8 protein-coding genes are annotated in these 12,262 nt (G+C 71.9%); 4 read left to right on the forward strand and 4 right to left on the reverse strand.

What is annotated here, in order from left to right; translation table 11 throughout:
* Positions 1-340: 340 nt before the first annotated feature.
* The gene (locus ACWCRJ_RS17365; protein WP_450940062.1) at positions 341-946 is read left to right on the forward strand and encodes a hypothetical protein; all 606 of its coding nucleotides are present in this window, start codon (positions 341-343) and stop codon (positions 944-946) included.
* 106 nt (positions 947-1,052) lie between these two features.
* On the opposite strand, the gene ACWCRJ_RS17370 is transcribed toward ACWCRJ_RS17365, so the two are convergent.
* Both ACWCRJ_RS17370 and ACWCRJ_RS17375 read right to left on the reverse strand, forming a co-directional pair.
* Positions 1,053-1,478, reverse strand: coding sequence for a DUF6959 family protein (locus ACWCRJ_RS17370; RefSeq protein ID WP_450940063.1), 426 nt, complete (start codon positions 1,476-1,478; stop codon positions 1,053-1,055).
* Positions 1,479-1,520: 42 nt separating this feature from the next.
* The gene (locus ACWCRJ_RS17375; RefSeq protein ID WP_450940064.1) at positions 1,521-4,493 is read right to left on the reverse strand and encodes a SpoIIE family protein phosphatase; all 2,973 of its coding nucleotides are present in this window, start codon (positions 4,491-4,493) and stop codon (positions 1,521-1,523) included.
* Positions 4,494-4,901: 408 nt separating this feature from the next.
* Here ACWCRJ_RS17375 and ACWCRJ_RS17380 point away from each other — a divergent pair, with 408 nt between their 5' ends.
* Positions 4,902-6,077, forward strand: a complete 1,176-nt coding sequence (locus tag ACWCRJ_RS17380) for a lysylphosphatidylglycerol synthase transmembrane domain-containing protein (RefSeq protein WP_450940065.1) — start codon at positions 4,902-4,904, stop codon at positions 6,075-6,077.
* A 241-nt stretch (positions 6,078-6,318) separates the two neighbouring features.
* Here ACWCRJ_RS17380 and ku read toward each other — a convergent pair whose 3' ends face one another.
* Complete coding sequence (gene ku / locus ACWCRJ_RS17385; protein ID WP_450940066.1) at positions 6,319-7,416, reverse strand: non-homologous end joining protein Ku; 1,098 nt, start codon at positions 7,414-7,416, stop codon at positions 6,319-6,321.
* A gap of 358 nt (positions 7,417-7,774) precedes the next feature.
* On the opposite strand from ku, the gene ACWCRJ_RS17390 reads away from it, so the two are divergent.
* The gene (locus tag ACWCRJ_RS17390; protein WP_450940067.1) at positions 7,775-10,183 is read left to right on the forward strand and encodes an ATP-binding cassette domain-containing protein; all 2,409 of its coding nucleotides are present in this window, start codon (positions 7,775-7,777) and stop codon (positions 10,181-10,183) included.
* 303 nt (positions 10,184-10,486) lie between these two features.
* Positions 10,487-11,368, forward strand: a complete 882-nt coding sequence (gene ligD / locus ACWCRJ_RS17395) for a non-homologous end-joining DNA ligase (protein WP_450940068.1) — start codon at positions 10,487-10,489, stop codon at positions 11,366-11,368.
* Positions 11,369-11,430: 62 nt separating this feature from the next.
* Here ligD and ACWCRJ_RS17400 read toward each other — a convergent pair whose 3' ends face one another.
* On the reverse strand, positions 11,431-12,234 hold the full coding sequence (locus ACWCRJ_RS17400) for a nuclease-related domain-containing protein (protein WP_450940069.1): 804 nt from the start codon (positions 12,232-12,234) through the stop codon (positions 11,431-11,433).
* Between the last annotated feature and the right edge of the window lie 28 nt (positions 12,235-12,262).

The raw sequence follows: 12,262 nt of genomic DNA on the forward strand, positions 1-12,262 counted from the left end.
GCGCCCCTACCCAAGTTGCGTCGAAACGAAGAAGTCGTGGCGCCAGCTTCCCCACCGCCCGAGGGCAGGGAGCACTCGTGTGTGGCGGTCGCTACGAGGCAGACCCGTAGAAGGCGACTCAGGGAATACCTTCTCCCGGCGCCTGCGCTGCGCGGCGGCCAGTCCGCCCCCGTCCGGGTACCGCATCCTTCCGGGCTACCAGCGTTATTTCTTAATTGGTCATTGCCGGGTCAGCACATTCCCCACGTCGGCTTTTTCACTCGTTCCCGGAGCCTGACCGCAGTAGACCGTCACGGATTGGAAGAAGCCGTAGAGGACGAGACACTGGCTGAGGCGGCGGATGGCTGCGCTCGGTACGGTGATGGGGCTGGGCGTCGCGCTGCCGTTTGCCCTGTCGGCCACGCCCGCCCATGCTCAACCGATCTTGAGCGTCAACAAGAGCCATCAAGGGAACTTCGCACGAGGAGGGCAGGGCGTCTACACCATCACGCTGGTCAACAGCGGCGATGAGACGGCCACGCCGCTCGACCTCACGGACAATCTTCCCACCGGTCTCACGGTCGCGAACGTCCAAGGCGACCTCGCGTTCATCTGTGACGTCACCAACAGCGGTACGACGGTCCACTGCGATGGTGGCTTCGGTCTCGGCGCGGGCGCCTCCACCACATTCGAGGTCACCGTCAACGTCGCCGACGACGCACCATGTTCCGTCACCAACACCGTCACGGTCACCCAAGGGGGAGGGCCCACGGTCTCGGACAGCGACCCGACAACGATCACCGGGGGCGACTGCGACGGCGGCAACGGTGGCGGTGGGGGCTCGATCCTGCCGATCAACCTCAACGGCGTCATCCCGATGTTCAACAACATCTCCATCAACGACAACATCAACAGCCCCGGTGCCAGCAACGACAGCCGCCAGACCTTCCGGCTGGACGCTCCCTGAGCTGTGGCGAGATCTGACATCAACGGCTGGGATCAACAAGGGCACACGGCCAGGGATGTCATCGGTCGCCTGGACCAGTGTGATCAACCGCTGACCTGCAGAAGTGTCAGACTTGAAGAGCCGGACCCAGTCTCACTGGGTCCGGCTCTTTGTCGTGGCTTCTGCATTGATCGCGAACGCCCGCCAAGGGGAGGCCGACAGAGTCCCGTGCTTCGGCCACGTCTCCGCGTTCACGCTTCTCCACCACCGCGGCCAGATCGCTACGAAGGATGGGGAGGGAGTCGCCCTGCATCAGCACCCCCGGGAATCTTCGACCGGGCAGGCGGACCACGGCGTCGTTCCCGCCATCAGTGGACAACGATCTACAGCATTGATCAGCCCTCCGCGGAGCGGCCGGCCATGTTCGCGGAGGAGCTGCGCCGCCTGGCCGTCCCGTACCGCCGCGGACGCGGCCGGGCCGAACTCTCTGTGTGGAAGGGCGAACACGACACCTCCCACCGGAAGGCCGCGTCCGCGTCGAGCACGCCGTCACCTGTATGTACGCAATGTACGCAGGGCCATTTCGCCATGCGGATCATGGGCTCGGCGTGGTGGGCCGGGGCAGCGGCTGTTCTGTCCAGATCGTTTTGCCGTGGAGGGTGTAGCGGGTGCCCCAGCGTTCGGTGAGGCGGGCCACCAGGTAGAGGCCGCGGCCGTTCTCGTCCTCGGTGTGGGCGCGGCGGAGGTGGGGTGAGGTGTTGCTGCCGTCGTGGACCTCGCAGATCAGGGCGCGGTCGCGCAGGAGGCGGAGTCGGACGGGGCCGGTGGCGTGGCGGATGGCGTTGGTGACCAGTTCGCTGGCCACCAGTTCCGTGGTGACGGCCAGGTCGTCCAGGCCCCAGGCGGCCAGTTGGCCGGTGACGGCGCGCCGGGCGAGGGAGACGACGGCCGGGTCGGCGGGCAGGTCCCACTGGGCGACCCGGTCCGGGCCCAGGACGTGGGTACGGGCTACGAGAAGTGCCACGTCGTCGGCCGGCCGGGCCGGGAGCAGGGCGGCGAGGACCGCCTCGCAGGTGGCCTCGGGGGCGCGGTCGGTGCGGGCCAGGACGGTACGGAGCTTGTCGAGGCCGGTGTCGATGTCGCGGTGCCGGTCCTCGACGAGGCCGTCGGTGTAGAGGACCAGCCGGCTGCCCTCGGCCAGTTCGAGTTCGGCGGTCTCGAACGGCATGCCGCCCAGGCCCAGCGGGGGTCCCGGGGGCAGGTCGACGTAGTCCACCGTTCCGTCCGGGGCGACGACCGCCGGCAGCGGGTGTCCGGCGCGGGTGAGGACGCAGCGCCGGGACACCGGGTCGTAGACGGCGTACAGACAGGTCGCGCCGACGATGCCGGAGTCCTGGTGGGTGTTCTCCACCGCCCAGCCCTCGCCCCGGTCGAGGCGGCCGACCAGGTCGTCGAGCTGGGTGAGCAGTTCGTCCGGGGGCAGGTCGAGGGCGCAGAAGTTGTGCACGGCGGTGCGCAGCCGTCCCATGGTCGCGGCGGCGTGCAGGCCGTGGCCGACCACGTCGCCGACGACCAGTGCGACACGGGCGCCGGAGAGCGGGATGACGTCGAACCAGTCGCCGCCGACGCCCGCCTGCGCGGGGAGGTAGCGGTAGGCGACCTCGACCGCGCTCTGTTCGGACCGGCCGCGCGGCAGCAGGCTGCGTTGCAGGGCGAGGGCGGTGTTGTGCTCGCGGGTGTAGCGGCGGGCGTTGTCGATGCAGATCGCCGCGCGGCCGACCAGTTCCTGGGCCAGGGCGAGGTCGTCGTCCTCGAACGGTTCGGGGCGTTCGGCTCGGTAGAAGCTGACGACGCCGAGGGTCGCGCCGCGTGCCCGCAGCGGCACGGTGATCAGGGAGTGGATGCCCGCGGCGAGGGCGCGTCGCAGCCGGGCCGGGTCCTGCGCGAGCCAGCCGCCCGCCTCCGCCAGCACCGGTTCGAGCACCGGACGCCCGCTCTCCCAGCTGCGCGCCTGCGGGGTGGAGGGGACATAGCGCACCGGGTCCCCCACCTCGTACAGATGCGACTGCTCGTGTACGGCGCCCAGTGCGACGCGGCTCAGTGCCATGCCGGGGCCGAGGGGTTCCGGTTCCTCGCCGAGGAGGACGGGGACCGGCAGGTCCACGGCCGCGAAGTCGGCGAAGCGGGGGACGGCCACGTCCGTCAGTTCCTCGGCGGTGCGGGTGACGTCCAGGGTGGTACCGATGCGGGTTCCGGCGTCGTGCAGCAGTTCCAGGCGACGGCGGGCGAGCACGGCGAGCCGGCCGACGCCGGGTTCGCCGACGAGGAGCAGCCACGCGTCGGCGGCGGAGTCGGACGGCTCGTCCGTGGCGAGCGGCCCCTTGCCTTTCGGCTGGGGCGGGGACGCGGGTACGACCGTGCGGAGGACGACGGTCGGGGGTGGTGCGGGTCGCGATGGGGTGCCGGGCGCAGGCGGTACGGTCGTCGGCTGCCGCGTGGTTCGGGGCGTGGGGTGGGTGGTCGGTCGGGTGTGGTGGAGACGGGGGCCGCCGAGGAGGCGGGCCTCGATGACCACCCCGGTCTCGCCGGACTCGCCCATGATCGGGCGACGGAGCAGGGTGGCGACGCGGCCGGCGGAGAGGGTGACCTCGTCGAGGGTGCGGTGGGGCGAGGCGATGAGTTCCTCGGCCTTCTCGCGGAGGACGGCCAGGTCGACGCGGCCGAGGTCGGCGCCGTACCGGCCGTCGTCGCCCTGTGCCCAGGCCTGGCGCTCGGACTGGCGCTCGGACTGTCGTTCGGGCTGCCGGGGCCAGGTGTCGGAGGCTGTGTCGGCGGCTGTGTCGGCGGTGAGGGCGGCTCGGCGGTACGCGGCGAGGAGGGCCCGTTCCCGTTCCGTGGCCTGTTCCAGGAGGCCCGCCTCGATGTCGTGGGCGGCATCGCGGACCAGCCGCAGCATCGTGGGGTCGGCGTCGTCGCGCAGGCAGGTCAGGTCGAGTACGGCCTCGACGCGGCCGCTGAGCGGGTTGCGGACGGGGGCGCCGGCGCAGGCGAACGGGGAGAGGCAGTCGGCGAAGTGTTCGCGGCCGAGGACGTGGACGGGCCGGCGCTCGGCGAGGGCGGTGCCGACGCCGTTGGTGCCCGCGGCGGCCTCGGAGGCGCAGAAGCCGGGGGCGAAGTTGACCTCGTCGAGGCGGGTGAGGAGGTGCCGGTCGCCGCCGTGCCGCTGGACCATGCGGGCCTGTCCGTCGCAGAGCACGATGCTCATGCTCACGTTCGCCAGGGAGGAGGTGAGCCGTGCGAGCACGGGGTCGGCGGCGCGCAGGAAGGGTTCCTCCAGGGCGAGGTCGGGGGCGTAGGGGCTCACCAGCCGGTGGGGTTCGAGTCCGGCGGAACGGCACCGCTTCCAGGAGTCGAGCACCGGGTGCCGGACATCCGAGTCGACCCGCGCGCCGGCGAGAAAGCGCTCGTGGGCATCGACGAGACCGCCGAGGTCGTCCCAGGAGACGGACAACGGGATCACTTCCCTCGCCTGCGGACGGCCCCGCCGCGCACCGCCACCCGGACGCACTGCCGGGGTCTCCTGCCAGGCGATACAACCGTAGACCTGGGGTGACGCACATCACAACAGTGAGGCAGGGGCGCGCACGGGGGCACGCGCGGGGGGCGCGGGAAGAAGCGGGTCAGGGGGCAAGTGGTGAGGGCGACGTGTGATCTTGGTGGAAATCGGGTGCCGGGGGTGGCGGCGAAGTGACTTGTGTCTCACGAGGGGCGGAGGGGTCCACACCGGCGTAGGCGGCAGAGTCGCTGCTGGGAAGCGGTGTCGTCGTTCTGGCGGTGGCAGGAGTTCGGGCGGTGCATACCGGGGAGTCATTTGGGGTGGGAACGGTCCTGGGGTTCCCTTCGTTCTTGACTTGCCCTGCCTCCGTCGGAGCGGTCCCCCGCCGTACCGACGCGACGCGGAAGGACGACGTGCCCTTTGTTCCCGCTCCCGCTCGACGCGCCGCCCCCCTCGCGGCCCACCCCGTCCCCGGTCACCGACCCCCTCCCCCTGATACCGAGCCCGGCCCGGCCCCCGGATCTCACCCACGCTCCGGCCCGCCCCACGGCCACCGGCCCTGACACCGAGCCCGAGCCGCTCGCGGAGCCTTTCTGCGCCGCCGGTCCCGGGGGGTTCCCGCCCGCCAGGCTGCGGGCGCTGCTCCCCGCCCGGTCGGCCGTCAACGCCCGGCGGCTGCGATTCGCGCTGACGCTGCTGCCGCTCGTGCTGCTCGCGGGCTGGGCGGCCTTCGACTGGCGGACGGTCCAAGAAGGGGCCGTCCGACTGGCCTCGGCCAACCCCTGGTGGCTGCTGGCCGGTGCTTTCTTCACGGCCCTGTGCTCGGTGGCCTCCGCCTGCGTACGGCAGGGGGCCGTGCCGGAGCGGCTGCCACCGGGGCAGTTGCTGGCGACGCAGTTCGCCGCCGGTGCCGCCGGGCACGCCCTGCCGGGCAACATCGGCGCCCACGCGGTCGTTCTGCGCTTCCTGCGGCGCCGGGGCATCCCCCTGTCCCGGGCGACCTCCTCGCTCGCCCTGTACTCGGCGGTCAAGCCGGTGGCCAAGACGCTGGTGATCGTCGCCTTCGTCATCGCGTTCCCGGGCACGCTCCGCCTGACCGAACTCCTCCCCGAGGGCGAGACCCTCGCCCTGGCCGGTGCGATCACCGGCGTCAGCCTCGCCGCCGTGGTCACGCTGATCACGACCGTACGGCCGTTGCGGCGCCCCCTGATCGGAGGGTTGCGGTCCGCCCTCACCGACACACGGCGGGTGCACAGCCGTCCCGTCCGCGCGCTCTCCCTGTGGGGCGGGGCCGCCGCCTTCCCCCTGTGCCAGGGGGCCGTGGTCGCCTCGGTCGGCACCTCGCTCGGGCTGCCGGTGTCCTGGACGCAGATGCTCTTCGCGTACCTCGTCGCCAGCACCGCCGCCGGGGCGGTGCCCGCGCCGGGCGGCCTCGGCCCCGTGGACGCGGCGCTCGTCTTCGCCCTCGTCGCCTTCGGGGCGCCGGCGAGCCTCGCCACCACCACCGTCATCGGCTACCGGGTCCTCACCGTCTGGATCCCCCTCCTCCCGGGCACGCTCGTCCTGTCGGCACTGGTGCGCGCGAAGGTGCTCTGAGCGTGGGCCGCCGGCAGCCGTAGGGGCTACGCCCCCGTCGAACCCCGGCCGCCCCCGGCTCCCGGGCGCCCGGCTCCCGGCGGCGGGTCCCGGCCGCCGGTCCGGTGGGGGCTCGTCGCGCGGTTCCCCGCGCCCCTGAAAAGCAGGGGCGCGCCCCAGGCGCACACACCTGGGCGTCTGGCTCGGGGAGCCGTGCCCGTGCTCGAACGGTGTGCGGGGCGGTCAGGCGGAACGGCACCCGTCAGGCGGAGCGTTTGCGGGCCGTCGTCTTCTTCGCCGGGGTCTTCTTCGCGGTGCTCTTCGCCGTCGTGGCCTTGGCCGTCGTGGCCTTGACCGAGGTGGACTTCGCCGCGGTGGACTTCGTCGCCGCCGTCCTGGTCGCCGTCGTCGTCTTCTTGGCCGTCGACTTCTTCGCGGCCGTCTTCTTCGCGGGCTCGGCGGACCTGGTCGTGGACTTCTTCGGCGAGGCGGCCGTCTTGCGGGTCGTCGTGGTGGACTTCTTGCCCGGGGGCTGCTTCGGGGTGGGGCGGGACGCGAGGTGGGTGATGTCGGCGACGTCCTCGCCCCGGGACTCCTTGGCCTCGCGGACGCTCTTCTCCAGCGCGGCCATGAGGTCGAGGACCTTGCCGCCCGGGGCCGGGGCGGGGGCGCTGGGCGGTTCCTCGCCGGAGGCCTTCGCGGCGATGAGTTCCTCCACGGCCTCGCGGTAGTCGTCGTGCAGGGACCCGAAGTCGACCTCGCCGAGGGTGTCCATGAGGGCGTCCGCGAGGTCGAGCTCCTTGTCACGCACGGTGACACTCGCGTCGGGGGCCACCCCGTCCGTCGTACGGATCTCGTCGGGCCAGAGCAGCCCGTGCATGGCGAGGACGTCGTCCACGACCCGCAGCATGCCCAGCCGCTCGCGCCCACGCAGCGCGAACTTGCAGATGGCGACCTTTCCGCTGCGCTTGAGCGCCTCGCGGAGGAGGGTGTACGGCTTGGCGGCGGGGACACCGTTCGCCGCGAGGTAGTACGCGGCGTCCACCTGGAGCGGGTCGACGCTCTCGGCCGGGACGAAGCCCTCGATCTCGATGGTCTTGGCCGTCGGGATGGGCAGCGACGCGAGGTCCTCGTCCGTGATCGGGATCATCGTGCCGTCCGCGTCCTCGTACGCCTTGCCGATCTCCCCCTGCGTCACCTCGCGGTCCTCCAGCTCGCAGACCTTGCGGTAGCGGATCCGGCCGCCGTCCTCCAGGTGGACCTGACGGAAGGAGACGGAGTGGCTCTCGGTCGCGTTCACCAGCTTGATCGGGATGCTGACCAGGCCGAAGGAGATGGCGCCGTTCCAGATGGATCGCACGGGCAGCACGCACCTTTCGGGTCCCTGCTTCCGGTTTGTCCACACCGTAACGCGGACGGATGTGGGCTGCGCGTCGGCTGCCGGGCGCCTTGTCGGTGAGCCCGTGCACGCCCGTCGGCGGGTCGGTCAGGATTCGAGAAGCGCGGGTGGGCGGGGCGCGCCTAGCGTGGGCCCTAGCCCCCTGACACCGGCCGGGTGAGCCGTGGCCCCCGGCCGGGTGAGCGCCCGCTTCGTCATGGCCCCGCGGAAATACATCCGGAACACACAGCACCGCACGTACCCTTCCCAGCGGATCGGACCCGGTCGGGCGACGCCGGCGGAGCCGCGGGCGCGGCTCCGCACGACAGATGGAGGAACGATGACCAAGGCCACGAGGGCGGGGACGCAGGCGCAGTCCCCCGGGCCGCACGCCGCCGACAGCCATGATCTGATCCGGGTGCACGGGGCGCGGGAGAACAATCTCAAAGACGTCAGCATCGAGATTCCGAAGCGCCGGCTGACGGTGTTCACGGGAGTCTCCGGCTCGGGGAAGAGCTCGCTGGTGTTCGACACGATCGCCGCGGAGTCGCAGCGGCTGATCAACGAGACGTACAGCGCCTTCCTGCAGGGCTTCATGGCGAACCTGGCGCGGCCCGAGGTGGACGTGCTCGACGGGCTGACCACCGCGATCACCGTCGACCAGCAGCGGATGGGGTCCGACCCGCGCTCCACCGTCGGTACCGCCACCGACGCCAACGCGATGCTGCGCATCCTCTTCAGCCGGCTGGGCAAGCCGCACATCGGGCCGCCCGGCGCGTTCTCCTTCAACGTCGCCTCTGTCTCGGCGAGCGGCGGGTTCACGGTCGACCGCGGTGCCGACAAGACCAAGACGGAGAAGGTCAGCTTCAGCCGCACCGGCGGTATGTGCACGCACTGCGAGGGCCGGGGAAAGGTCTCCGACATCGACCTCACCCAGTTGTTCGACGACTCCAAGTCGCTCTCCGAGGACCCGTTCACCATCCCCACGTACACCGGGGACGGCTGGGTGGTGCGGGTCATCGCGGAGTCGGGCTTCTTCGACAAGGAGAAGCCGATCCGCCAGTACACCAAGAAGGAGCGGCACGACTTCCTGTACCGCGAGCCGACCAAGGTGAAGATCAACGGTGTCAACCTCACCTACGAGGGGCTGATCCCGAAGCTGCAGAAGTCCTTCCTCGCCAAGGACCGCGAGTCGATGCAGCCGCACATCCGGGCCTTCGTGGACCGGGCGGTCACCTTCACCGAGTGCCCCGACTGCGACGGCACCCGGCTCAGCGAGCCGGCCCGCTCCTCGCGGATCGGCAAGGTCAACATCGCCGACGCCTGTGCGATGGAGATCCGGGACCTGGCGGAATGGGCCCGGGGGATCGAGGACGCGTCGGTGGCGCCGCTGCTCGCGAAGCTCCACTACACCCTCGACTCGTTCGTGGAGATCGGCCTCGGCTATCTCTCCCTCGACCGGGCCTCGGGCACGCTCTCCGGTGGCGAGGCGCAGCGGACCAAGATGATCCGTCACCTCGGCTCCTCGCTCACCGATGTCACGTACGTCTTCGACGAGCCGACCATCGGGCTGCACCCGCATGACATCGAGCGGATGAACAACCTGCTGCTGCGGCTGCGCGACAAGGGCAACACCGTGCTCGTCGTGGAGCACAAGCCGGAGACGATCGCGATCGCCGACCATGTGGTGGACCTCGGCCCCGGCGCCGGTACGGCGGGCGGCACCGTCTGCTTCGAGGGGACGCTGGAGGGGCTGCGGGCGAGCGACACCGTCACCGGCCGTCATCTCGGGGACCGGGCCGCCCTGAAGGAGTCGGTGCGCGAGCCCACCGGTGCGCTGGAGATCCGGGGGGCGAAAGCGAACAACCTCCAGGACGTCGACGTGGACATCCCGCTGGGCGTCCTCACCGTCATCACCGGGGTGGCCGGCTCCGGCAAGAGCTCGCTCGTGCACGGCTCGATGGCCCGCCAGGCAGGCGCCGAGGGTGTGGTCTCGATCGACCAGACCGCGATCCGCGGGTCCCGGCGCAGCAACCCGGCGACGTACACCGGGCTGGCCGACCCGATCCGCAAGGCCTTCGCCAAGGCCAACGGGGTGAAGCCGGCGCTGTTCAGCGCCAACTCCGAAGGGGCCTGCCCGACCTGCAACGGCGCCGGCGTCATCTACACCGACCTGGCGATCATGCAGAGCGTCGCCACCACGTGCGAGGAGTGCGAGGGGAAGCGGTTCGAGGCGTCGGTGCTGGAGTACCGCTTCGGCGGGCGGGACATCAGCGAGGTGCTCGCGATGTCGGTGGCCGAGGCGGAGGAGTTCTTCGGCGCCGGTGAGGCGCGTACACCGGCGGCCCACCGGATCATCGAGCGGATGGCGGACGTGGGGCTCGGCTATCTCACCCTCGGCCAGCCGCTCACCACGCTCTCCGGCGGCGAGCGGCAGCGGCTGAAGCTGGCCACGCACATGGGCGAGAAGGGCGGGGTCTACGTTCTCGACGAGCCGACCACGGGTCTCCACCTCGCCGACGTGGAGCAGCTGCTGGGGCTGCTCGACCGGCTCGTCGACGCGGGCAAGTCGGTGATCGTCATCGAGCACCACCAGGCGGTCATGGCCCACGCCGACTGGATCGTCGACCTCGGCCCGGGCGCAGGCCACGACGGCGGTCGCGTCGTCTTCGAGGGCACCCCGGCGGACCTCGTCGCGGCCCGCTCGACCGTCACCGGCGAACACCTGGCGGCGTACGTGGGGGCCTGAGCGCGCGGACGCGGGGCTGCCTGCGTACGGGGGCCCGGCCGCGCACGCGAGCGCCCGGTGCCGTGTCACGCGGGACCGGGCCCAAGGCGCGCACGGACATCGGCCGTGCGCGCCGATGGCAGACGTACGCGGGGGCTCGCGTACGTCGACGGGGCGTACGCCCCCGTGTACGGGCGCCCCACCGCGTACGCGAACGCCCCGCACACGGGCCCCCTCCCACGCACAGGCGCCCGGCGCGTCCTCATCGCCGACCGCCCAGGCACCGTGACCGCTTTGCCCGCGAATCATGGGATTCTTGCTGCCATGACACCGATCACCGAAGTGGAGGGCCGCAGGGTCGTCCTCTCCAATCTGGAGAAGGTTCTCCACCCGGCGACGGGGTTCACCAAGGGCGAGTTGCTGCACTACTACGCCACGACCGCCGACGTCCTGCTGCCGCATCTGCGTGACCGGCCGGTCTCGTTCCTCCGATACCCGGACGGGCCGGGGGGACAGGTCTTCTTCACCAAGAACGTGCCGCCCGGCACGCCCGACTGGGTCACCACCGCCGAGGTGCGGCGGATGGAGGGCCCGGCCCGGATGGTGCTGGTGCAGGACCTGGCGAGCCTGATGTGGGCGGCGAACCAGGTCGCCGAGTTCCACACACCGCAGTGGACCGTCGACTCCGCCGACGAGGCGGACCGGCTGGTCTTCGACCTGGACCCGGGGGCGCCCGCGACGATCGTCGAGTGCTGCGAGGTCGCCCGCTGGCTGCGGGAGCGGCTCGCGGCGGACGGGATCGAGGCGTACGCGAAGACGTCCGGGTCGAAGGGGCTGCATCTGCTGGCGGCGGTGCGTGGGGCGTCCTCGGAGCGGGTGTCGGAGTACGCGAGGGAACTCGCCGTCGAGGCCGAGACGGCGCTGCCCCGTCAGGTCGTCCACCGGATGAACCGCAGCCTGCGCCCCGGCAAGGTCTTCGTCGACTGGAGCCAGAACGCCGCCCGCAAGACCACGGCCGCGCCCTACACGCTGCGCGCCCGCGCCGAGCCGACCGTCTCCGCCCCGGTGACCTGGGCCGAGGTCGAGGAGTGCGCCTCGCCCGCGCAGCTGGTGTTCCGCGCCCCGGACCTCGCCTCCCGCCTCCGGGACCACGGCGACCTGCTGGCGCCACTCCTCGACCCGGAGGCCGCGCACGCCCTGCCGTGACGGTCCACCCTGGCGGTCCCCACTGTGACGGTCCGCTCCATGACGGTCCGCTCCATGACGGTCTACACGCGGGTCCAGGTCCGCCGGTCCCGGGCCATCGCGTGCAGGCCCTCCACGTCGGCCGGCTTGAGCAGCCCGCCCGTGCGCGCGAGTTCGGCGAGGTCCGTGTCGCACAGGACGCGGACCTCGCGCGGGGGTGTGGTGATGTCGAGACCGGCGGGTTCGACGAGGGCGAGAACGGGACGGACCTCTGCGGTGAGGGCGTAGGAGGCGCGGTCGGCGTCGGCGCGGAGCGCGCGCAGCAGCGCGCGGGGCTCGTGGCGGCCGACGGCGACCATCGGGTCGGTGACGACGACGCGCTGCCTGCGGGCGGGCAGGGACCTGACGCAGAACAGGCCCCCGGGGCCGATCAGGAGATGGTGGATGCGCTCGCCGCCGGGCAGCGGCACGGAGTGCAGGGTGTGCCAGCCCGCACCCTCCAGCCGGTCCAGGGCGTCACCGACCGTCCGCTCGGCGGCCAGGGCGCGGCGGCGCGGGTCCGGGCGCAGCCGACGTGGGGGTCCGGGGGCGCGATCGAGGGCGATCAGCAGCGCCTCGCCGGGGCGGTTGGGGGCGAGGTCGTCGTCCGGGTGGAGGCTCAGCCGGGCCAGTTCGGCGGGGGTGGGGACGGGCGGCGGGCCCACGGCGACCGGGCCGGTGACGAAGGGGGCGAGCACGGCCAGCACGTCCTGCCTCAGCTCCTCGCTGAGGAGGTTCACCCGGCCCGTCTCACGGTCGTACCAGGCGACGTTCCTCCCGTCGGTCCGGCACACGTACAGGCGTCGCTGTCCGTGCCGCCAGGTCGGTACGACGCGCAGTCCGCTCATGCACCATCACCCCACGACCATGGGAACA

The sequence above is a fragment of the Streptomyces sp. NPDC002324 genome (assembly GCF_053593335.1).

Bases quoted from the DNA above. Each gene is read 5' to 3' on its own strand.
- ACWCRJ_RS17365 (WP_450940062.1), top strand. From the start codon at position 341: ATGGCTGCGCTCGGTACGGTGATGGGGCTGGGCGTCGCGCTGCCGTTT.
- ACWCRJ_RS17390 (WP_450940067.1), top strand. From the start codon at position 7,775: ATGACCAAGGCCACGAGGGCGGGGACGCAGGCGCAGTCCCCCGGGCCG.
- ligD (WP_450940068.1), top strand. From the start codon at position 10,487: ATGACACCGATCACCGAAGTGGAGGGCCGCAGGGTCGTCCTCTCCAAT.
- ACWCRJ_RS17400 (WP_450940069.1), bottom strand. From the start codon at position 12,234: ATGAGCGGACTGCGCGTCGTACCGACCTGGCGGCACGGACAGCGACGC.